The 21,188-nt window shown below is 64.1% G+C and carries 25 protein-coding genes; 17 read left to right on the top strand and 8 right to left on the bottom strand.

Translation table 11 applies throughout. The features are described 5' to 3' along the window. Positions 1-57 precede the first annotated feature (57 nt). A complete protein-coding gene (gene pyrE / locus FJ419_RS25790; protein WP_140545800.1) occupies positions 58-636 on the top strand; it encodes an orotate phosphoribosyltransferase in 579 nt (192 codons plus the stop codon). A 75-nt stretch (positions 637-711) separates the two neighbouring features. Beyond that, the gene (locus FJ419_RS25785; protein ID WP_140699852.1) at positions 712-1,095 is read left to right on the top strand and encodes a VOC family protein; all 384 of its coding nucleotides are present in this window, start codon (positions 712-714) and stop codon (positions 1,093-1,095) included. On the opposite strand, the gene FJ419_RS25780 is transcribed toward FJ419_RS25785, so the two are convergent. After that, a complete protein-coding gene (locus tag FJ419_RS25780) occupies positions 1,073-1,603 on the bottom strand; it encodes a GNAT family N-acetyltransferase (RefSeq protein WP_140699849.1) in 531 nt (176 codons plus the stop codon). The genes FJ419_RS25785 and FJ419_RS25780 overlap by 23 nt on opposite strands. A gap of 211 nt (positions 1,604-1,814) precedes the next feature. Here FJ419_RS25780 and FJ419_RS25775 point away from each other — a divergent pair, with 211 nt between their 5' ends. The 6 genes from FJ419_RS25775 (at position 1,815) to FJ419_RS25750 (ending at position 6,201) form a co-directional block, all read left to right on the top strand. Next, on the top strand, positions 1,815-2,402 hold the full coding sequence (locus FJ419_RS25775) for a DUF2062 domain-containing protein (RefSeq protein WP_140545797.1): 588 nt from the start codon (positions 1,815-1,817) through the stop codon (positions 2,400-2,402). Next, positions 2,399-2,812: a holo-ACP synthase gene (acpS, locus tag FJ419_RS25770; RefSeq protein WP_140699845.1), complete on the top strand. Its 414-nt coding sequence runs from the start codon at positions 2,399-2,401 to the stop codon at positions 2,810-2,812. Before FJ419_RS25775 ends, acpS begins: the two co-directional genes overlap by 4 nt. A 79-nt stretch (positions 2,813-2,891) precedes the next feature. After that, complete coding sequence (gene lepB / locus FJ419_RS25765; protein ID WP_095766934.1) at positions 2,892-3,641, top strand: signal peptidase I; 750 nt, start codon at positions 2,892-2,894, stop codon at positions 3,639-3,641. Between the two features lie 4 nt (positions 3,642-3,645). After that, entirely contained in the window at positions 3,646-4,362 is a 717-nt protein-coding gene (gene rnc / locus FJ419_RS25760) for a ribonuclease III (protein WP_140699842.1), read from the top strand. Further along, positions 4,347-5,279, top strand: a complete 933-nt coding sequence (era, locus tag FJ419_RS25755; RefSeq protein ID WP_181170810.1) for a GTPase Era — start codon at positions 4,347-4,349, stop codon at positions 5,277-5,279. Before rnc ends, era begins: the two co-directional genes overlap by 16 nt. Before the next feature lie 28 nt (positions 5,280-5,307). Further along, positions 5,308-6,201 carry an aminoglycoside phosphotransferase family protein gene (locus tag FJ419_RS25750; RefSeq protein WP_181170809.1) on the top strand — a complete coding sequence of 298 codons (894 nt, stop codon included), beginning with the start codon at positions 5,308-5,310 and terminating at the stop codon, positions 6,199-6,201. Positions 6,202-6,283: 82 nt separating this feature from the next. Here the strand turns inward: FJ419_RS25750 and FJ419_RS25745 are convergent, their stop codons facing one another. The 3 genes from FJ419_RS25745 to FJ419_RS25735 all read right to left on the bottom strand — a co-directional run bounded on the left by FJ419_RS25745 (position 6,284) and on the right by FJ419_RS25735 (position 7,747). Then, positions 6,284-6,757: a VOC family protein gene (locus FJ419_RS25745; RefSeq protein ID WP_140699836.1), complete on the bottom strand. Its 474-nt coding sequence runs from the start codon at positions 6,755-6,757 to the stop codon at positions 6,284-6,286. Positions 6,758-6,944: 187 nt separating this feature from the next. After that, positions 6,945-7,472, bottom strand: a complete 528-nt coding sequence (locus FJ419_RS25740; RefSeq protein WP_140699833.1) for a GNAT family N-acetyltransferase — start codon at positions 7,470-7,472, stop codon at positions 6,945-6,947. Continuing rightward, positions 7,469-7,747, bottom strand: coding sequence for a DUF1778 domain-containing protein (locus FJ419_RS25735; protein ID WP_140699830.1), 279 nt, complete (start codon positions 7,745-7,747; stop codon positions 7,469-7,471). Before FJ419_RS25735 ends, FJ419_RS25740 begins: the two co-directional genes overlap by 4 nt. Positions 7,748-7,846: 99 nt before the next feature. On the opposite strand from FJ419_RS25735, the gene recO reads away from it, so the two are divergent. After that, positions 7,847-8,605: a DNA repair protein RecO gene (gene recO, locus FJ419_RS25730; protein WP_140699827.1), complete on the top strand. Its 759-nt coding sequence runs from the start codon at positions 7,847-7,849 to the stop codon at positions 8,603-8,605. Between the two features lie 12 nt (positions 8,606-8,617). On the opposite strand, the gene FJ419_RS25725 is transcribed toward recO, so the two are convergent. Next, a complete protein-coding gene (locus FJ419_RS25725; RefSeq protein ID WP_140699824.1) occupies positions 8,618-9,082 on the bottom strand; it encodes an NUDIX domain-containing protein in 465 nt (154 codons plus the stop codon). Positions 9,083-9,430: 348 nt separating this feature from the next. On the opposite strand from FJ419_RS25725, the gene FJ419_RS25720 reads away from it, so the two are divergent. The 3 genes from FJ419_RS25720 to FJ419_RS25710 are packed head-to-tail and all read left to right on the top strand — an operon-like array spanning position 9,431 to position 12,916. Continuing rightward, positions 9,431-12,202: a DUF2339 domain-containing protein gene (locus tag FJ419_RS25720; protein WP_140699821.1), complete on the top strand. Its 2,772-nt coding sequence runs from the start codon at positions 9,431-9,433 to the stop codon at positions 12,200-12,202. 58 nt (positions 12,203-12,260) lie between these two features. Further along, positions 12,261-12,503, top strand: coding sequence for a type II toxin-antitoxin system VapB family antitoxin (locus FJ419_RS25715; protein ID WP_140699818.1), 243 nt, complete (start codon positions 12,261-12,263; stop codon positions 12,501-12,503). Next, a complete protein-coding gene (locus tag FJ419_RS25710; protein ID WP_140699815.1) occupies positions 12,503-12,916 on the top strand; it encodes a type II toxin-antitoxin system VapC family toxin in 414 nt (137 codons plus the stop codon). The genes FJ419_RS25715 and FJ419_RS25710 overlap by 1 nt, the downstream gene beginning before the upstream one ends. A 37-nt stretch (positions 12,917-12,953) precedes the next feature. Here FJ419_RS25710 and FJ419_RS25705 read toward each other — a convergent pair whose 3' ends face one another. Then, positions 12,954-13,349 (bottom strand): hypothetical protein, encoded by a 396-nt coding sequence (locus FJ419_RS25705; protein ID WP_140699812.1) that lies wholly within the window; start codon positions 13,347-13,349, stop codon positions 12,954-12,956. Then, positions 13,342-13,593, bottom strand: coding sequence for a type II toxin-antitoxin system prevent-host-death family antitoxin (locus FJ419_RS25700; protein WP_140699809.1), 252 nt, complete (start codon positions 13,591-13,593; stop codon positions 13,342-13,344). The genes FJ419_RS25705 and FJ419_RS25700 overlap by 8 nt, the downstream gene beginning before the upstream one ends. 216 nt (positions 13,594-13,809) lie before the next feature. Between FJ419_RS25700 and FJ419_RS25695 the strand changes: the two genes are divergently transcribed. From FJ419_RS25695 to FJ419_RS25675, 5 genes are all read left to right on the top strand, one after another. Continuing rightward, the gene (locus FJ419_RS25695; protein WP_140545291.1) at positions 13,810-14,328 is read left to right on the top strand and encodes an RNA polymerase sigma factor; all 519 of its coding nucleotides are present in this window, start codon (positions 13,810-13,812) and stop codon (positions 14,326-14,328) included. Then, a complete protein-coding gene (locus tag FJ419_RS25690) occupies positions 14,325-15,119 on the top strand; it encodes an anti-sigma factor (protein ID WP_140699806.1) in 795 nt (264 codons plus the stop codon). Before FJ419_RS25695 ends, FJ419_RS25690 begins: the two co-directional genes overlap by 4 nt. A gap of 208 nt (positions 15,120-15,327) precedes the next feature. After that, entirely contained in the window at positions 15,328-16,425 is a 1,098-nt protein-coding gene (locus tag FJ419_RS25685) for a GNAT family N-acetyltransferase/peptidase C39 family protein (protein WP_140699803.1), read from the top strand. Between the two features lie 4 nt (positions 16,426-16,429). After that, positions 16,430-17,893 carry a RimK family protein gene (locus tag FJ419_RS25680; protein ID WP_140699800.1) on the top strand — a complete coding sequence of 488 codons (1,464 nt, stop codon included), beginning with the start codon at positions 16,430-16,432 and terminating at the stop codon, positions 17,891-17,893. Between the two features lie 210 nt (positions 17,894-18,103). Next, the gene (locus FJ419_RS25675) at positions 18,104-18,994 is read left to right on the top strand and encodes a fatty acid desaturase family protein (RefSeq protein ID WP_140699988.1); all 891 of its coding nucleotides are present in this window, start codon (positions 18,104-18,106) and stop codon (positions 18,992-18,994) included. A 45-nt stretch (positions 18,995-19,039) separates the two neighbouring features. Here the strand turns inward: FJ419_RS25675 and FJ419_RS25670 are convergent, their stop codons facing one another. Further along, positions 19,040-21,175 (bottom strand): EAL domain-containing protein, encoded by a 2,136-nt coding sequence (locus FJ419_RS25670; RefSeq protein ID WP_140699798.1) that lies wholly within the window; start codon positions 21,173-21,175, stop codon positions 19,040-19,042. Positions 21,176-21,188: the final 13 nt, after the last annotated feature.

The following is a 21,188-nucleotide window of genomic DNA, read 5'->3' as shown; positions in this document are numbered from 1 at the left end:
GTGCTCTCACTACCATTCACCATCCACCATTCACCACTCGCCAAGGGGGACCGAACAATGAACACCGACGAAGTGCTGGGCATTTTCCGCGAGGCCGGCGCCGTGCTCGAAGGTCATTTCATCCTGACATCCGGCCTGCGCAGCCCGGTCTTCCTGCAGAAGGCCCGCGTGTTCATGCATGCCGACAAGACCGAGCGTCTCTGCAAGGCGCTGGCCGAGAAGATCCGCAAGGCGGTGCCGGGCGGGATCGATTATGTCGTCGGCCCGGCCATCGGCGGCCTGATCCCGGCCTATGAGACCTCGCGCCATCTCGGCGTTCCGGCGATCTGGGTCGAGCGGGAAGGGGGCGAATTCAGGTTGCGCCGCTTCGAGATCGCCGAAGGCGCGCGAGTGGTCATCGTCGAGGACATCGTCACCACCGGCCTGTCGATCCGCGAGACCATCGACTGCCTGCGCGAGCTTGGCGCCGAAGTCGTGGCGGCCGCCTGCATCATCGATCGCTCGGCCGGCAAGACCGATGTCGGCGTGCCGCTGATCGCGCTTGCCGAATATGAAGTGCCGGCCTATCCCGCCGACCGCCTGCCGCCGGAACTTGCCGCCATTCCAGCCGTTAAGCCGGGAAGCCGCAACATCTGACATCGCGATGTATGAAAACAGATACTTGAGCGCGTCGTTTGAACGTCTTTGCCGGAGACGTGCGCCGAGGCGACAATGATTGCCGGGATCGACCATTTCGTGCTGACGGTCCGCTCGCTGGAAGCGACCTGCGACTTCTACCGGCGGGTGCTCGGCATGCGGCGGCTCGACGAACCGAACCGGCCGACCGCGCTTCTGTTCGGCTCGCAGAAGATCAACCTGCACGAAGTCGGCCACACGTTCGAGCCGAAGGCAAAGGCGCCGACGCCGGGTTCCGGCGATTTCTGCTTCGTGGCGGCCGTGCCGCTTGCCGAAGTCCAGGCCAGCCTCGAGGCCAATGGCGTGGCGATCGAAGTCGGTCCGGTCGAACGCACCGGCGCGCGCGGCAAGATGATGTCGGTCTATTTCCGCGATCCGGACGGCAATCTGGTCGAGGTCAGCGAGTATCGGCTCGGCTGAGATCGAGCCGCATGGCGCAGCGCTGGTCCGAAGGCATGCCGTGCTTGGCCTCGTCGTCGAGCAGGCTTGCCAGCCGTTCGTCGATCTCGGCGTCTTCCAGGATGCGAAATCCGGCCTTGCGATAGAAGGGCGCGTTCCAGGCGACGGCGCGAAACGTGGTCAGCGTCACCGCCGCCAGTCTGCGCCGCCCGGCATCCGCGACCGCCCGTTCGAGCAGGGCGCGGCCGATGCCTTGGCCCTGCCGGTCGAGGCGCACGTCCAACTCCCAGATATGGAGCGCATCGCCCTCGATCCCGGCGCTCAGGAAGCCGACCGGCCGGTCCTTCTCGTCTGCGGCAACCCAGCATGCGCCGGCGGCGATCCGCGCGCGGTGCCGCTCGACGCTGATATTGTCGCCGCCGGCGAGCCACGCCAGTTCCGCAATGGCGCGGAACGCCAGCCCGGCGGACTGCTCGATCCGCGGCAGCGCCTCGGCGTCCTCGGCCCGCGCCGGTCGAATGGTGATCATCGGCTCCGCATCCCGGTTGTTTTCCTCAGTTTCGCCAGAATGACGCTGTTGTTACAGCCTGCGGCAGACCATCGCGGCGGCGTTCGTTGTTGCGCGGCCCGGTCGTCGCTATATCAAAGCTTGTTGCCTTTCTGCGCCATCGAAGCGCAAGATATGTTGGCGCGACCCGGTGGGCAGGGGCAGCGCGTATTGGACCGGGAACTGGAACAGAGTGCTTTTTCGACGCCGAGAGCCTGATGGCCTCCTGGAACAGGTGCGTACTTATCTTTGGCCGCGCCGCTCGTTCTCGCGTTCCGTGCAGTATTTCTCCAAACGCATCCTGCGGCTGAAGGCGACGCCGCATTCCGTCGCCGCCGGCGTCGCCGCGGGCGTTTTCGCCTCCTTCTTCCCGCTTGGCTTCCACTTCATCGTCGCCGCCGTGCTGTGCTGGATCATCGCCGGCAATCTGGTCGCGGCAGCGCTCGGCGCGGTGTTCTTCGGCAATCCGCTGACTTTCCCGCTTTTGTGGGGCGCGTCCTGGGAGACCGGCAAGCTGCTCCTGCATGAGCATCTGCCGAAGCACGGCCCGCCCGAGCATCTGGGCGAAATGATGCATAAGCTTTCCTTCGCCAAGCTCTGGCACCCCATTCTGGAGCCGATGCTGATCGGCGCGGTGCCGCTCGGCCTGGTCTTCGGGCTCGTGTTCTACGCCATCACGCGCTGGGGCATGACGGTGTTTCGCGAGCAGCGCCGGAAGCGAATGGCCGAGCGTGCCGAGAAGAAAGCGCGGCAGGGCGGACGGGAAGTGCCGGCGGAATGATAATCGGCATCGGCAGCGACCTGATCGACATCAGACGTATCGAGAAATCGCTGGAGCGGCACGGCCAGCGCTTCGTCCAGCGCATCTATACCGAGGTCGAGCAGGCCAAGTCGGAGGCGCGTGCCGCCCGCGCGGCTTCCTATGCCAAGCGCTTCGCCGCCAAGGAGGCCTGCGCAAAGGCGTTGGGTACCGGCATGGCCGAGGGCGTGTTCTGGCGCGACATGGGCGTGGTCAACCTGCCGAGCGGCGCGCCGACCATGGCGCTGACCGGCGGCGCCGCGGCCAGGCTGGAGAAAATCCTGCCGAAAGGCCACCGTGCCCTCATCCATCTCACCATCACCGACGATTTCCCGCTTGCTCAAGCCTTTGTGATCATCGAGGCAGTGCCCGCCGAACAAGCGCCACATTGATTCCATCTGACCACGAGCGGCATGACGTTGCCCAGCGCCCGCCGAGACTCTATACCAACATCGCACAATCGAGGACGACATGAGCGTGGCTGAAAAATCGCAGAAGAAATCCGGCGGGCTTGGTGAGACCTTTTCCGTCATCATCCAGGCTCTGCTGCTCGCGCTCGTCATCCGCACGCTGCTCTTCCAGCCTTTCTCCATTCCGTCCGGTTCGATGCGGCCCACGCTGCTCGAAGGCGACTATCTCTTCGTCACCAAATGGGCCTATGGCTATTCGCGTTACTCGTTGCCCTTCGGTCCCGATCTCTTCTCGGGCCGCATCTGGGGTTCCGAGCCCAAGCGCGGCGACGTGGTGGTGTTCAAGTTCCCGCCGGATCCGTCGGTCGACTATATCAAGCGCGTCGTCGGCCTGCCCGGCGACAAGATCCAGGTGAAGGACGGCCAGCTTTTCATCAATGACGTAGGCGTGCCCCGCGTGAAGACCGGGCAGATCGACAATCCCGATGTCACCGAGGAAAACCGGCCGATCGATGTCTACCGCGAAACGCTGCCGAACGGCGTCAGTTACGACACGCTAGACATCAATTCCGATTCGATCGGCGACAACACGCGCGAATTCGTCGTGCCGCCCGGGCACTATTTCATGATGGGCGACAATCGCGACAATTCCTCCGACAGCCGCTTTGCCGTCGGCTATGTGCCGGCCGAGAACCTTGTCGGCCGCGCCAACCTCATCTTCTTCTCGATCGCCGGCAAGGCGAGCCCGCTCGAGATCTGGAAGTGGCCGTCGTTGATGCGCGCCGGGCGCCTGTTCCATTTCGTCCACTAGAGCGATGGCGGCCAGCAAGCGTTTGACCGCCGATGCCCTTGCCGAAGCGCTTGTCGAGCGCACCGGCCATGTCTTCGCCGACCGCCAGCGCCTGCAGCGGGCGCTGACCCATGCCAGCGCCCGTTCGACCCATGCCGGCGTCGACTATGAGCGTTTCGAATTCCTGGGTGACCGTGTTCTCGGCCTCGTCGTGGCCGACATGCTGCTCGCCTCCTTTCCCGATGCCGCCGAAGGCGAGCTTTCGCTGCGCCTCAACGCGCTGGTCAATGCCGAGGCGCTGTCGGAAATCTCCGAACAGATCGGCCTGCCGGAACTGGTGCGCGCCGGTTCCGATGTGCGCAATCTCGAGGGCCGCAAGCGCACCAATCTGCGCGCCGATGCGCTGGAATCGCTGATCGCCGTGCTCTATCTCGACGGCGGGATGAACGCGGCGCGCGCGTTCATCCACCGCTACTGGCAGCCGCGCTCGCAGGCGATGGGCGCTGCGCGGCGCGACGCCAAGACCGAATTGCAGGAATGGGCGCATCAGGCGGCCGCCGGCGCCGTGCCGGCCTACCATATCGACGGCCGTGACGGACCGGACCACGACCCGGTGTTCACGGTCAGCGTAAAAGTCGGCTCTTTCGCGCCCGCCGTCGGCAGCGGCCGCTCCAAGCGCGAGGCCGAGCAGGCCGCGGCGGCTACTCTTTTGCTGCGCGAAGGCGTATGGAGCGCGGCATGACAGAAACGGAAACCACTCAAGCCCCCGCGACGCGCTCCGGTTTCGTAGCGCTGATCGGCGCGCCCAATGCCGGCAAGTCGACGCTGGTCAACCAGCTGGTCGGCGCCAAGGTGTCGATCGTCACCCACAAGGTGCAGACCACCCGCGCCATCGTGCGCGGCATTGCCACGCATGACAACGCGCAGATCGTCTTCGTCGACACGCCGGGCATCTTCAAGCCGAAGCGGCGGCTGGACACGGCGATGGTGACCACCGCCTGGGGCGGCGCCAAGGATGCCGATATAGTAGTGCTGCTGATCGACGCCGAGCGCGGCATCAGGGGCGATGCCGACGCCATCCTCGACCGGCTGAAGGACGTCAGGCAGCCGATGCTTCTGGTTCTCAACAAGGTCGACCGCGTCAAGCCGGAAACGCTTCTCGCCTTGGCCGCGACCGCGAACGAACGCGTGCCCTTCAAGCGCACGTTCATGGTCTCGGCGCTCACCGGCTCCGGCTGCAAGGACCTGCTCGATTATCTCGCCGAGACGCTTCCGGCCGGTCCCTGGTACTATCCGGAGGACCAGATCTCCGACCTGCCGATGCGCCAGCTCGCGGCCGAGATCACGCGCGAAAAACTTTATCTGAGGCTGCATCAGGAACTTCCCTATTCCTCGCACATCGAAACCGAGAAATGGGAAGAGAAGAAGGACGGCTCGGTGCGCATCGAGCAGGTCATCTATGTCGAGCGCGACAGCCAGAAGAAGATCGTGCTCGGTCACAAGGGCGAGACGATCCGCGCTATCGGGCAAGCCGCGCGGATGGAGATCGCTGGCATTCTGGAGCAGAAGGTGCACCTCTTCCTGTTCGTGAAGGTGCGCGAAAACTGGGGCGACGACCCCGAGCGCTACCGCGAGATGGGGCTGGAGTTTCCCCATTGATAAATGCCCGATAAACGGGTCAGCGACATTGCATAATCCAAAGATAACCATCGATACCGAACTCGTCCGCCGGCTGGTCGATGCACAGTTCCCTGAATGGCGGCATCTGCCGGTCAGCCCGGTCGCGTTCGGCGGCTGGGACAACCGCACGTTCCATCTCGGCGACGACATGACCGTCAGGCTGCCGAGCGCTGCCGCCTATTCGCTGCAGGTCGAGAAGGAGCATCGCTGGCTGCCGAAACTCGCCCCACATCTGCCGCTGCCCATTCCGATGCCTCTCGCCATGGGCGAACCGGCCCAAGGCTACCCCTGGCATTGGTCGGTCTATCGCTGGATAGAGGGCGAGACGGCACGGAGCGCACGCATCGCCGATCTCGGCGCGTTTGCCGTGGCGCTCGCCGATTTCCTTGTCGCGTTGAGGGGCATCGATGCGACGGATGGGCCGGCGCCCGGCCAGCACAATTTCCACCGCGGCGGATCGCTTAGCGTCTATGACGACGAGGCGCGGCAAGCCATCGCCGCGCTCGAAGGCCGGATCGACACCCAAGCCGCAACCGTCGTTTGGGACGCGGCACTCGCCGCCACCTGGCATGGCTCGCCGGTCTGGTTCCACGGCGATGTCGCCTCGGGCAATCTTCTGGTCGAGGACGGCAGCTTGAGCGCCGTCATCGATTTCGGCACCTCCGGCGTCGGCGACCCGTCCTGCGATCTTGCTGTAACCTGGACATTCTTCGAAGGCGAAAGCCGCGAGGCGTTTCGCACCCGCATCGACGTCGACGACGCCACCTGGGCGCGCGGCCGCGGCTGGACGCTGTGGAAGGCGCTGATCACCGTCGCCGGCCACGACGCCAACCAGGCCGAGGCGGAAAGGCAGCGCAACGTGATCGACGAAGTGCTTGCCGATCATCGGCGGTGGGCGTGATGGGAAAAATGCGGCTTGCACTGGGGAAACGCCAAGGCGGCTGGCAGCCCGTCGGAAGCAGACGGAGAGGGCGCCGCCGCCACTACTGAGCCTTAGACTCTTCGCCACCCAGGGCGGCCTTGCCGCGGCGCTCCATTTCGGCCGGCGATAAGTCTTCCTTCCATGTCAGCAACACCCAGACATGGCCAAACGGGTCGCGCACGCTGGCCGAACTCGCGCCGTAAAACATGTCCGTTGGCGGCTGAACCTGCTCGCAGCCTGCCGCCACCGCACGGGCCAGAACCGCCGCATTGTCGTCCACCATCAGATGCAGGCCCGCCGTGCATGCTCCGAGATGCCGTGGCTCATCGTAGAGCTGGCTGGTCGGATCGCCCAGCATCACCGTTGCATTGCAAATAGCAAGCTCGCTGTGGACGATCCGTCCATCCGGTGCCGTGATGCGCAACATTTCTTCGGCGCCGAACGCCTTGGCGTAAAAGGCGACGGCTTCGGCCGCGCCTTGGACATAGATGTGCGGAACGACAGCGTTTAGGTAGCGGAGAGGTCGTATTGTCATCGGCGGGCTCGCTGATGCTGTTGTCGCCGCAATCGGTTTCGTGCGGTCACCGGATTTTGCGACCGACATCATCAGTCATAAACACGGGCCGCTTTCTCCGGTTCCCGGAACGCCGCTACACGGGGAGCGTTCGCTCCAGGTCAAAATTGTTGTGCCGCCTTTGCCGGATCACCAGTCATGAGCATTGTCACAACAAGCCTTTAGCCCTGAGATCGGCGGCGAAGGTCGCCAGCGGCATGACCAAGGTTAGCGGCATAGCTGAGAGCGGCTCGGCACCATACCCACGATACCAGTTAGCGGCGCGCTCGCACTTGGCATCGATGATCAGCAGGAGGCCGCCGCCCTCGGCCGCAACCCGCAGGCAGCGCAAGGCCGCTGCGGCGAGAAGCTGGCCACCGAGCCTTTGTCCGGCCACTGAGAGATCGGCCGCCAGGCGGGCAAGCTTGAAGCCCGACACCTCGTGTCGGGCGAGCCCCTTTGTCAGGGCCGCGGGCACTTGCTCATGGGCAACGGCGGACGGTGCGATTGTATAGAAGCCAAAAACGCGGCTGGGGTTTGTGCTGTCGACAGCGCAAAAAGTCTTCGAAGCATTCTGTTCATGGCTTTGCCTGGCGAAGCGACGCAGAAAATCATTCATCTGCTCGTCGCCGCAATCGAAGGACGCGCGATCATGCGATTTCGAGATCGGCTCCTCATGCCAACCTGGCAGGGTCATATGGTGTCAGGGAGCGCTGCGATAGCAGCCCGCAACTTCGCGTTGGGCTTAGGCGGATGTTCAAGCAAATCGAGAATACGCTTGAAATCGTGTTCCGAAACCTCGATCTTCTCGCCTGCCTTAATCACGGCCTCGGCCTCGGGCAGCACTTTGTCGAGGATGAAGTCGGTCATATCCTTGTTCGACAGCGCCGCCGCCCGGGCGATCATCGCCTTCTGGGCGGGCCGTATGCGGATGTTGAAACGCTCGGATTTGTCAGTGGCTATTTTGGGCATGGGGTATCTTCCTTCACGCCAAATAATAGCGTACGCACATCATGCGTACAACTCATCTCTCTCTTGATTTCGCCGCCCAACGGGTGAAAAGCTCGTCTCATGGAATGGCGCGACGAGGGAATCGTTCTCGGCACTCGCAAGCATGGCGAAACCAGCGCCATCCTCGAGGTGATGACGCGCGCCCATGGCCGCCATCTCGGTCTGGTGCGGGGAGGGCGCTCGCGCAAGCAGCAGCCGGTGCTGCAGCCCGGCAACCGCGTCGACCTTCTGTGGCGGGCGCGGCTCGACGAGCATCTCGGCATCTTCCAGGCCGAAGCGATCGAGATGAACGCCGCGCGGCTGATGGACAGCGCCGTCGCCGTCTACGGCCTGCAGACCATGGCCGCGCATCTCAGGCTCCTGCCCGAGCGCGACGCCCATGGCGGCCTTTACGAGGCGCTTGCCGTGATGATCTCGCATCTCGGCGATGCCGACGCGGCGGGCGAGCTGGTGGCGCGCTTCGAGCTGCTTATCCTCGACGAACTGGGCTTCGGCCTCGACCTCAGCCAATGCGCGGCGACCGGCACCAAGCAGGATCTCGCCTATGTCTCGCCGAAATCCGGGCGCGCCGTGTCGCGCGAGGCCGGCGCGCCCTGGCACGACAAGATGCTGGCGCTGCCGGCTTTCCTGCAGCGCGGCTCCGGCCTGCACGCCGATGCGGCGGCGCTCGAGGACGCGTTCCGGCTGAGCGGCTTCTTCTTCACCCGTCACGTCTACGAGCCTCGCGGCCTCGAGCCGCCCGACGCCCGCGCCGGCTTCCTGGCCGCGCTACGCCGGCATCATGCCGCGGTGAGGGCGATTGCCGGCGAGGCAGGATAGCGAGGCAGCCGCCTATTCGGCTCCACGTCGCTCCAGGAAATCGTCGAGCATGGGGCGCTGGCCCTTGAGAATTTTGACGCCGGCTTCGGGCAGAGAAAACCAGCCGGCTTGATCGACTTCGGGGAACTCCTTCATACGCCCCGATTTTGGCGGCCACTCCATCGTGAACATATTGCTCTTGACGGCATCCGCATCGATGTCCGCTTCGACGCTCCAGGCGATCACGATCTTGCCGCCCGGCTGCTTGTAGCTGCCGAGCGGCCGGAAATCGCCGTCGACGGCGACGCCGAGCTCTTCTTCGGCTTCCCGCTTGGCGGCCTCGAGCTCATCCTCGTTGTCGCCGATCAGTCCTTTCGGGATGGTCCACGCGCCTTCATCCTTTCTTGCCCAGAACGGCCCGCCCGGGTGGACGAGCAGGAATTCGAACACACCGGCGGTTCGCCTGTGGATCAGCAGGCCAGCGCTTTTTTGCGGCATCCGTCACCTCGCGGCATTTTCTTCGCGCGCGCCAGAATAGCATGAGTATTCCGCGGCAGAGGTCACGTAATCTCGCCGGCAATGCCGGCGCCTCGGCGGCCCGACATGGATAAACCGGCAAGCTGCTGGCAATCGGCGACGAAACATGCTCGGTCTTGTCAGTGCATGTCGCCCAAAAGTGCGCAGCGGTTTTGGGAGAACGACATGCACCAAAACAATGACTAAAGGCGCGTCGCCTGATTCCGTTTCGGCGCGACTCGCGTTTAGCCGGCAAGACGCTGGTTTGCACCAGCCGTCTCATTGCCGCATTGTTTGGCCACGACCGGTCTGGTTTTGAGGGAAACCGCTATGTTTTTCAGCCTGATCGCCATTGCCGCCGTCATAGCTCTTTTCGTCATCGTGTCACGACAGCAGAACCGCATCGCGCTTGTCGAGCGCGAATTGGCTGTGCTGCGCGGCCTGGTGCAGTCGGGCGCTTCGCTATCGGCGCCCAAGCCGGTGGACGCGGCGCAGGAAGGTCTTCCTGAGGAGGCCAAGGCAGCGCCTGCCGCGCCGTTGGCGGATGGCGCGACCGTGGCCGAGGAGGTCGTCGCGAGGCCCGAGGATGCCGAAAGCGAGTCCGTGGCCGGACCCTGGACGAAGGGCAGGACGGTCCCCGCGCAATCCGCCGGGACGGCCGAACCGGCGCACGCTGCTTCCATGGTCGAAACGCCCGCAGCCGGATCTCCCGCAGCCCTCAGAGCAGCGCGCCAAACCGATGTCGAAACAGCGCTGGGCACGCGCTGGGCAGTCTGGGTCGGCGGCATCGCGCTGGCGCTGGGCGGCCTATTCCTGATCCGCTACACCATCGAGGCCGGCATCTTCGGCCCAGGCGTGCGCCTCGCAATGGCCGGCATCCTCGGCCTGGTGCTGATTGCCGGCGCCGAATTCATCCGCCGCACCGGCTTCAGGGTGCCGGTGCAGGGCGCCGCCGGCGCTTACATCCCCGCGATTCTGACCGGGGCGGGCGCCTTCATCCTGTTCGGCACGGTCTACGCGGCGCACGCCATCTATGGCTTCATCGGTCCGGCGACGGCCTTCGCGCTGCTTGGCGTCATCGGCGTCGCGACCATTGGCGCTTCGCTCCTGCATGGCCTGGCGTTGGCCGGCATCGGCCTCGTCGGCGCCATAGTCACGCCGGCGCTGGTCGCCTCGGAAGCACCCAATCCCTGGGCCCTGTTCGTCTATCTCGCGATCGTGCTTGCCGCCACAGCGGCAATCGCCCGCATCCGCGACTGGAAGGCGCTGGTGGCCGCGGCCTTCGCCGGCGCCGGCGTCTGGACCATTCTCTATATGGTCGACGCGCCTGAGGTGAACCTCGCCGCTGTCCTGTTCATCAGCCTGGCGACGCTCGCCGTGCTGGCTTTCGTCTGGCTCGGCCTTTTCTTGGTTACTGGCCGCGACGATACGGCGCGCGGCTTCGACTGGCCTTCGATCGTGCCCGGCTTCTTCATCGCCTTGAGCGCGCTCGGCCTGTCCGTCGATCCGGCCTTCGCCAGCGCCGGCGATGCCTTGCACGGGGCGATCCTGTTGGCCGCGCTGGTCGCGGTGGCGCTCTACCGGCCGCGCGCGCTTCCGCTCATCTTTGCCGGCGGCATCGCGACCCTGCTGATCTATCTGGGCATCATCCCGCCCGCCACGATCGGGGCGGATGCGCTCGATGTCGGGCTCGACGCTCAGCCTTTGGCGTGGTCCGACGCGCTGACGTTCCGCATCGGCGTCGCGCTCGGCATGATCTTCCTCGCCGCCGGTTTCTGGGCGGCACGCCGCTTCGCCGCTGCCGCACCCTTGCGCGCGGCCTGCTGGGCGGCCTGGGGCGTCATCGTCCCGCTGGTGGTGCTCACCGCGCTGTGGTTGACCTTTGGCGATATCGACCGCGACCTGGGTTATGCGCTGCCGGCCCTGTTGCTGGCGCTCGCCTTCGCCGCCGGCGGTGAATGGATCGCGCGCGCCGAGGAGCCGCCGCTGGCCGGCGGCCCGGCCGTGTCATTCGCGCTCGGCGGCGCCGGCGTCGCCGGCCTGCTGATGCTGCACATGGCCTTCGGCTCCGGCTGGACGACCCTGCTGCTCGGCGCAGCCGCTGTCGTCCCGGCGCTGGCAACGCGCTGGCGCTCCTACCCCGTGCTGGGCTGGATCGCGGTCGGCGCGGCGATCGCCGTGCTCGGCCGCGTCGCCTTCGATCCGACCATCGTCGGCGTGGCGTCTCTCGCCAGGACGCCGATCTTGAACTGGCTGCTGCCGGGTTATGGCGTGCCTGCTTTGGCCTTCGGTTTCGCCGCCTGGCAACTCGCCCGCACCACCAATGGCCGCCCGCGCCTTGCCTTGGAAGCGGCGTCGGCGCTGTTCGCGCTGCTCACCATTGCCATGCTGGTGCGCCACGCCATGCATGGCGGCGTCATCGACACCGGCACCGTGACCCTTGCCGAACAGGCGATCTACACGCTGATCGCGCTCGGCGCCGGCGCCATACTGGTCGCCATCGACATGCGTTCGCCGAGCTCGGTCCTGCGTTATGGCTCGATGGCCGCCGGCGTCGTTTCGGCTGGCCTGATCGCCGTCCAGCATTTCGTGGTGCTGAACCCGCTGCTGACGGACGAGTCGACCGGCACGGTTCCCGTCTTCAACCTTTTGTTTCTCGCTTATCTCTTGCCGGCGGTCGCCGCCGGGGCGCTGGCGCTCTATGTCCGCGACAAGCGCCCGCGATGGTATGCGGCGATGCTGGCGCTGATCGCCGCGCTGCTTGCCTTCGCCTATGCCACGCTCTCGGTGCGCCGCCTGTTCAAGGGCGAGTTCATCGCCCTGTGGAGCGGGCTCGGGCAGCTCGAGACCTATACCTACTCCGCGCTCTGGCTGGTCATCGGCGTGGCACTGCTCGCCGCCGGCGTCCGGCTGAAATCGCAGGTGCTGCGCATCGCGTCGGCGGCGCTGATCGCGGTCGCGGTGCTGAAAGTCTTTCTCTTCGACATGTCGGAGCTCGAAGGCGTGCTGCGTGCGCTGTCCTTCATCGGTCTGGGTGCCGTGCTGATCGGCATCGGCTTGTTCTATCAGCGGCTGTTGACCAGGGCAGCGAGGGAAGCGTAGGCGTCGACTTGTTTGGATATTCAAAATGGAATGTATGAATATCCAATAGGAGATATTCATGCCGCTCTACATTCGCGACGACGAGGTCGATGCGCTGGCTGCAAAATTGCAGCGCGAGACCAATGCGACCAGCAAGACCGAAGCCGTGCGGACCGCGCTTTTGCACGAACTGGAACGCCATCGCGCAAAGGTGCCGCTGCGCGATCGGATCATCAGGCTTCAGGCGGAGGCGAAGAAGATCGGTCTGCCCAATCCCGATTTCGACATGAAGAAATTCACCGATGAGATGTGGGAAGATTGATGTTTGTCGACGCTTCGGTGATCGTCGCCATCCTCAACCAGGAACCGGGCTGGGAAGAATTGTTCAAACAGCTCTCCGGAACTGTCGACTTCCACGTCTCCGCGATGGTCCGCCTTGAGGCGACACAGGCTCTGGCGAGAGCCGGCGCGGGTTCCCGCAAGCCGACCGCTGAAGCCCTCCTGAAGGCTCGCGATCTGGTGGACCAGCTGATTTTGGAAATTGGCGGAGAAAATGTGCCGATCGGCGACGAAATCGGCTTGCGCGCTATCGACGCAAGCGCGCGCTATGGCAAGGCCGTTGGTCATCAGGCCGATCTGAACCTGGGCGACTGTTTTGCCTATGCCTGTGCAAAAACTCTCGGTGTTTCGCTGCTCTATAAGGGTGGCGATTTCCTGCTGACGGATTTGGCATGATCTTAGCTTCGACAATCGGATAGCTGGCGCGTCGCTGTTACCTGCGAACAGTGCCTTGCAGGCGGTGTTGTTCTGCTGCTTGCTTGATGATGCTGGCAATCTTGCGGACAAATGCCGGACTGAAAGCGCCGATTGGCTTGGTGGAGACGAGATCATACGCCTCATCGACCTGTGCGCGGTTGTATTCGTCGACGATGAGCCATGAGGGAAAGTCGAGCCCGCCTCTGCGGCACTCGATCTCACTGATTGCGATGTATAGTCGGGACGGGTCCGGCTTTTGCGAGGTGAGCGGAAACAGGAACAGCGCGGCAGGTGTAGCCGGGGTTCTGACCACGATGCAGACAGGGCGCGCTTTTCGGCCGGATTCCTCGCCGGCCTTCGCCTGCCGCGCCCAAAGATAATAATATCGGAGCAGGTCGCCCGGCTTAAGCATCAGGCTCTTCACCTGCTATGATCGCTTCGAGCCCGGACATCAGTTCATTATGGACGTCGTTCGGTGCACTCTCGAGCGTGTAAGCGGCCGCATGGGGCATGCTGATGAGCTTGCGGTATTGACTGGCTGAAAGGATGACAAGCTTCTCCTTGCCGCGTTTCGTGAGTGCTACGGGCTCGATCATTGCCGTTTCGAGTATCTCTCCCGAAGCGCGGTTCATGTCTGAGAAGGTGAATTGCTTCATCGCAGGCCTCATACGTAATTCATCTATTATAGGTATTTTACGTAACTAAGACAACCAATTCCCGGGTCGCTTTGCAGCGGGAATAAATTGGCCTCTGCCGGCGTTATTCATGTGCTTGGGTAACCGCAGCGGTTGGGCCGCTTCGCGCTGACTGCTTGCACCGCGCCGCGAAGGCGCGTTCTATCCGGATGGAAAGCGACCTCGAAACAAGCGGTCATGGACGACAAGAAGGCAGCGATCCTAAGCGAGATACCGCGGTTGCGGCGCTACGCGCGCTCGCTGCTTCGCGACCGCGATTCCGCCGACGACCTCGTCCAGGATTGCCTGGAGCGGGCGCTTGTACGGCTCGACAACTGGCAGACGGGAGAAAGCCCCCGGAGGTGGCTGTTTACGATCATGCATCACTTGTTCATCGACCAGATGCGCAAGGTCAACCGGCGCGGCGAGGCGGCGATATTGCCTCTCGAAGCCGGTGAAGCCCAAGCCGCACCCGCCGATCAGGTCGAGACCATCGCCTCGCGCGAGATCATGGATGCCTTGCAGGCGATCAGCCCCGATCGCCGCGCGGCCTTGGTGATGGTCGCCATCGAGGGTTTTTCCTATGCCGAGGCCGCCAACATCCTTGGCGTGCCCGCCGGCACGCTGATGTCGCGCATTGCGCGCGGCCGCGACGAACTGCGTGGACTGCTCGACGATGGCTCGCGCCGCCGCTCGATAAGGATTGTTGAGAAATGACCCGCCGCGATTTCTCCGAACGCGATATCCATATGGCCCTCGACGGCGAGCTGCCGGGCGAGGAGCGCATGGCTTATGACGCCTGGCTCGAAGCCAATCCCGAGATGAAGGCAAAGTCCGCGCGCTACATCGCCGACCGCGCCGCCATGCGCGCCGCCCTGGCCGGCGTGATCGACGAGCCGGTCCCGGCAAGGCTGCGGCAGGCATTGCTCGGTCAGGCGCCTGCAAAGGCATCGCCCTGGCGTTCGCGCTGGTGGCTCTCGGCCGCGGCCGCCGTTGTGCTCGCCGTTGGCGGCCTCGGCGGCTATGTCGCCGGCATCGACAGCGTCAGCCGCGGTGACGACGGCGACGACCAGCTCGCCGAGCAGGCGATCGCCGCCCATGTCCTGTACGCCGCCGAGAAGCGCCATGCCGTCGAGGTCCCGGCAAGCGACAAGGACCATCTCCAGGCCTGGCTGTCGAACCGAGTCGGGCTGAAGCTGGTTGCGCCCGACCTGGCGGCCGAGGGGTTCGAACTGGTCGGTGGCCGGCTGCTGCCGGCCGGCGGCCAGGGCAAGGCGGCGATGCTGCTCTACGAGGACGCCAAGGGCGAGCGCATCTCGCTCTTCGTCACCGCCGAATCGTCGGCGACGTCCAAGGGCACCTATACTGCAGAGGGGGGCGGACCGGAGGCGGTCTACTGGCTGGATAAAGGCTATGCTTGCGCCGTCGTCGGCTCGTTGCCGCCGGAGCGGCTGTCGGATGTCGCAAAAACCGCTTATGGCCAGCTTGTGACAGGCATATCGAGCTGAACCGGCTGCCTTTTTCGGCGGCCGGCAGCCCTTTGAACGGCAATCCTGTTCAAACGCTTTGCCCTTTCCAGCGGGGGCGGAAACTGTCACAATTCAGCCCTAATCAAGGAGCGATAGCGCTTGATGAATACTGGCGGTTCGGCCGGTGTTCGCGACGCATCCACCGGGGCCGTTTTCTTTAACCCAATCGAGGTTCTCCCAAGCCCGCATGCCTGCCGAGATCCGCAAGGCCCGTGCGTCAGACGTCGATGACCTCGCCGCCATCGAGAAGGCGGTGTTTCCGGGCGACAGGCTCTCGCGCCGCTCCTTCCGCCAGTTCATCGAACGCGAAACCGCCGAGATGCTGGTGGCTGAGAACGAGGGCCATGTCGCCGGCTATGCGGTGGTTCTGTTTCGCAAGGGCAGCGGCGTGGCGCGGCTCTATTCCATCGCCGTCGGCCCGTTCTTCGGTCGGCTCGGTATCGGCCGCCTTCTGCTGGCGGCCGCCGAGGAAGCTGCCTTCGAGCACGACCGGCTGTTGCTGCGCCTCGAAGTGCGCGAGGACAACGATCGCGCCATTCGTATCTACGAGCAGGCCGGCTATCGAAAACTGGGCCGCGAGCCCGACTATTACGAGGATGGCGCCACGGCGCTGCGCTACGAAAAGACGCTGCGCGGCGACACCCCGACCGCGACCAGGGTACCGTTCTACCAGCAGACCTGCGAGTTCACCTGCGGCCCTTGCTGCCTGATGATGGCGATGGCCAATTTCGATCCCGGCTTCGTGCCCGATCCGGTCATGGAAATCCGCCTGTGGCGCGAGGCGACCACGGTCTTCATGATGTCCGGCCCTGGCGGCTGCGAGCCTTTCGGCCTGGCGGTCGCCGGCTACGAGAGCGGACTTGCGGCCGAGATATTCGTCTCCTTTTACGGCGCGTTGTTCCTGCAGTCGGTGAGGAGCGTGGACAAGCGCCGGGTGATGGAGCTTGCCCAGGTCGATTTCCGCCGTCGCGCCGAACTCTACGGCATCCCTGTCAACTACCGTCCGTTCGGCATCGGCGACATCCGTGACGCCCTTGCCGAGGGCAAGCTGGTTGTGGTCCTGATCAGTGGTTTCCTGATGTTCGGCAAGAAGGTGCCGCATTGGGTGCTGGCCATCGGCGACGATGGCGACCATATCCTGATCCACGATCCCTGGGTCGAGGATGAAAGGCAGGAAACGATCCTCGATGCCGCGAACATTCCGGTGCCTTACGACATTTTCATGAATATGGCGCAGTTCGGCCGCGACGGTTTGCGCGCCGCCATCACTCTGGGAAAACGCTGAAACAATGACCTGGGTTATCCTGACAGGCAGGCAGAACGATCTCGATCAGGTGGCCACCCCCCACAAGATCATCACCAACCGCGACTATCTCGCGCATCCGGCGCTGTTCCGCGGCCAGCGGCCGAAGGTGATCAACCTGTCGAACAATTACGGCTACCAGAGCCGCGGCTACTACGCCTCGCTGCTGGCCGGCTCGCGCGGCCATAGGGTGATCCCGACCGTCGAGACCATGATCGACCTCTCGGAGCGCAAGCTCTACGAGCACGCGCTGCCGGAGCTCGAGCTTGCCCTGAACAAATGCCGCAAGGATCTTGGCGGGATTTTTCCGGCCAAGGTCGCGATCTTCTTCGGCATCGGTCCGTCGAAAGTATGGGATCGTTTCGCCAAGCTGTTGTTCGACTGGTTCCGCGCGCCGGCGCTCGAGGTCCATATCAAGGACAGCGCCGAATGGGCCTCGATCCGCAAGATCGGCTTCCTGCCGCTTGCCCGCATGTCCGAGGATGAGGAAGAGTTCTTCCTGCAATGCCTGGACACCTACACCAACCGCGAATGGCGCGACACCAAGGGCCGCACGCCGGCGCGCTATACATTCGCGACGCTGGTCGACCCGCATGAGGAACTGCCGCCGTCGGAGATTTCCTCGCTGCGCTATTGGGCGAGGATCGCCGAGAAGATGGGCGTCGAGGTCGAGCCGATCACCAGGAAGGACCTCGCCAAGCTCGCCAATTACGACGCGCTGTTCATCCGCGAGACGACGTCGATCTCCAACCACACCTACCGCTTCGCGCGCCGCGCCCAGCAGGAAGGCATGCCGGTGATCGACGATCCGCTGTCGATGATCCGCTGCACCAACAAGGTCTATCTCAACGAGCTGATGACCTACAACAAGGTGCCAGTGCCGCCGACGGTGATGATTGCCGGCACGTCCGACTTCGAAGTGGCGGCGCAGACGCTGGGCTTTCCGCTGGTGCTGAAGATCCCGGATTCGTCTTTCTCGCGCGGCGTCAAGAAATGCGAGAACATGGCGGAGCTGACCAAGCTCGCGACCGAATGGCTGGACGATTCCGATCTCTTGATCGCGCAGAAATTCATCCCGACCGAATATGACTGGCGCGTCGGTGTGCTCGGCGGCCAGCCGCTGTTTGCCGTGCATTATCTGATGGCGAAGAAGCACTGGCAGATCGTCAACCACAAGGCCAGCGGCAAGCCCGACCAGGGCGGCATCAAGACGTTCACGCTAAAGCAGACGCCGCCGCATGTCGTCGAGACGGCGGTGCGGGCGGCAAAATGCATCGGCGACGGGCTTTACGGCGTCGACCTCAAGGAGACCAAGGACGGGGTCTTCGTCATCGAGGTCAACGACAATCCCAACCTCGACCATGGCTGGGAGGATTCCGGCGAGAAGGACGAGCTCTGGGTGCGGCTGACGCAGTGGTTCCTGGAGCGCCTGGAAAGGCCGGAGAAGTAGCGGCGGGAGAAGGGGAGTTTGGGAACTGGGGAACTGAAGAACTGAAGAACTGAAGAATTGAAGAATTGAGTGTCTAGCCGAGTCATCCGTCCTCGCTTCCTCAGTTCCTCAGTTCCTCAGTTCTTCAGTTCTTCAGTTCTTCAATTCTTCAATTCCTCAATTCCCCCTGGGTATCGTGATCCCATGAGCGCAATCGACCACGACGCAGCCATCGACCATCGCTCCGTGATAGCCTCGCTGACGAATGAGGAGCGCAGCCGGCTGACCGGCAAATCGGACGGGCCGGCCCTTGTCCAGTTCGCGCTCCATCTCGGCGCGATCGTCCTCCTCGGCGGGCTGATCGCGGCCAAGGTGCCGTTCTGGCCGGTCCTGATGCTGCCGCAGGGCATTCTGATCGTCTTCCTGTTCACGCTGCTGCATGAAACGGTGCACAGGACGGCGTTCGAAACGCAGTGGCTGAACGATACCGTCGCGCGCTTCTGCAGCCTGGCGCTCGCTCTGCCGGCCGACTGGTTCCGCTACTTCCATTTCGCCCATCACCGCTTCACCCAGGATCCCGAAAACGATCCGGAGCTCGCATTCCCGAAGCCCGAGACGATGCGGCAATACATCGTCTACGTCTCCGGGCTGCCGGTGTGGTGGGGGCATTTCAAGACGCTCTACACCAATGCGATGGGGCGCTGCCGCGACATCTACGTGCCGCCCAAGGGGCTGCCGAAAGTGAAGGCTGAGGCGCGCGCGATGATCGCCTTCTATGTCGTCTTGCTGGCGCTGGCGGTCTGGTTCAAGGCGTCGGTGCTGCTCTATGTCTGGATCGCGCCGGCGCTGCTCGGCCAGCCGTTCCTGAGGCTTTACCTGCTGGCCGAGCACGGCCGCTGTCCCTTCGTCGCCAACATGCTGGAAAACACCAGGACCACACTGACCAACCGGTTCGTGCGCAAGCTCGCCTGGAACATGCCTTATCATGCCGAGCACCACGCCTATCCCGGCGTGCCGTTCCACCAGCTGCCGGAATTCCACCGCCTGATCGAGCGGCACCTCAAGGTGGTCGAGCCAGGCTATGTCTCTTTCCACGAGAAATACATAGAGGCACTGCGTTGACTTGAAGCGCGTCGCCTCGACCTTTGATGCGACGCGCTTTGGTCCTCAGCCTGACTGGCGCAGCAGCGCCTGCGAACGCAGCAGCCGGCTGATGTCGGCGGCCTTGGCCGGCACGCCGATCAGAAAGCCTTGCGCCTCGCCGCAGCCCGCCTTGCGCAGCGTGTCGAGCTGCGCTTCGGTCTCGACTCCTTCGGCGGTGACGGTGATGCCGAGCTCGGCGCCGAGCCCGATCACCGTGCGCACGATCGCCGCCGTGTCGCGCTTGTCGAGATCGCGGATGAAGGAGCGGTCGATCTTGATCTTGTCGACGGGGAAGCGCCGGAGGTAGCCGAGCGAGGAATAGCCGGTGCCGAAATCGTCGAGCGCGATGCGCACGCCGAGACCGCGCAACTGGCTCAGCGTCTTCAGCACCGCGTCGCTTTCGTCCATCATCACCGTCTCGGTGATTTCGAGCTCCAGCCGGTTGGCCGGCAGGCCGGAAAAGGCAAGCGCCGAGATCACGCTGCGGGCGAAGCCGCCGCTCTTGATCTGCGCGGCCGAGACATTGACGGCCATGCGCATGTCCGGCGGCCAGTTCGCCGCCACGTTGCAGGCCTTGCGAAGCGCCCAATCGCCGAGCTGCACGATCAGTCCGGTTTCCTCGGCGACCGCGATGAAGTTTTCCGGCGATACCAGGCCGCGCGACCGCGAGCGCCAGCGCATAAGGGCTTCCGCGCCGACAATCTTGCCGGAACCGATGTCGAGGATCGGCTGGAAGTCGAGTTCGAATTCGCGCCTGGACAGCGCTGCCTCGAGATCGGCCTCGAGCGCCCGGCGCTCCCGCATCAGCGCATCCATGCCCTGCTCGAAGAAGCGGTAGACGTTGCGCCCTTCGCTCTTGCCCCGGTAGAGTGCCATATCCGCGTTGGTGAGCAGCGTGTCGGCGTCGTGTCCGTCGCCGGGATAGAGCGCGATGCCGAGGCTCACGCCCACATGCATCTCGCGCCCCTTGTCGCGATAAGGCTTGCCGACGATCTCGACGATGCGCTTGGCGAGCTTTTCGGCGTCGGCGGCGCTCCTGGTGCCCGACTGGATGACGGCGAATTCGTCGCCGCCGAAGCGCGCCACCACGTCCTTGCTGCTGCGCACGGCGTGCTGCAGCCGCTTGGCGACGCATTGCAGCAGCCAGTCGCCGGCCGGATGGCCGAACGTGTCGTTGACGGCCTTGAAGCGGTCGAGGTCGAGCGAAAGGATTGCCAGCGGCTTTGCCTCGCCAAGCGCCTGGTCCAGCTTTTCGCGAAACATCGAGCGGTTGGGCAGATTGGTGAGCGTGTCGTGATGCGCCAGATGCGTCATGCGCTCTTCGGTGCGCCGGCGCTCGGTGACGTCCTCGAAAGTCGCCACCCAGCCGCCGCCGGCCAGCGGTCGCCGCTGGACGAAGAGCGTTCGGCCGTCGACCAGCTCGCGATAGCTCGCGTGCGACTGGCCGGCATCCAGCCTTGCCTTGGTTTTTCCGACTTCGACGTCGATTTCGAGCGGTGCGAAGATGCCGAGGCGAATGAGTTTGTCCAGCATCTGGCGATGCGTCATGCCGAGCGTGAAATCCGACGCCTTGGCGTTGCATAGGTCCAGAAAGCGCTGGTTGCGCACGATGAGCCGGCCCTCGGCGCTGTACATCAGCAGGCCTTGCGACATATTGGCCAGCGCGGCGTCGAAGCGGCGGTATTGCTCTTTCAACTCGGCCTCGGCGCGCCGCTCCTCGGTCACATCCTCGTAGATCGACACCCAGCCGCCGACGGCGATCGGCCGGTGCGAAATGACGACGATGCGCCCGTCCGACAGGATTTCCTCATAGGTCGAAGCCTTGGCGCCGTCGATGTAAGGCTTGCGGATGGCATAAAGCTCGCTCGCGCTCTGCGAGGCGATGCCGATGTCGACGCTGTGCTGCAGGATGTCGAGGAAACGAATGCCGGGCTTCACCACTTTGGCGTCCAGGCTGAAGATGTCGATGTAATTGCGGTTGCAGATAATCATCCGCTCATCGGCGTCGAACATGCACAGGCCATGCGACATGTTCTCGACAGCGGCCGCGAAGCGCTCGTTCTGCGCGCGAAGTTCTTCTGCGATTTGCCGGGCTGGACCAACACCGGACGTCTTTCGCCTGCCGACGACCGAACCAGTCTTGACATGTGCGCCGGGCATGAGCACGCCTTCG

This window comes from Mesorhizobium sp. B2-6-2 (assembly GCF_006440615.1).
Lineage (GTDB): Bacteria > Pseudomonadota > Alphaproteobacteria > Rhizobiales > Rhizobiaceae > Mesorhizobium.
This window is presented reverse-complemented; position numbering and strand designations above follow the sequence as displayed.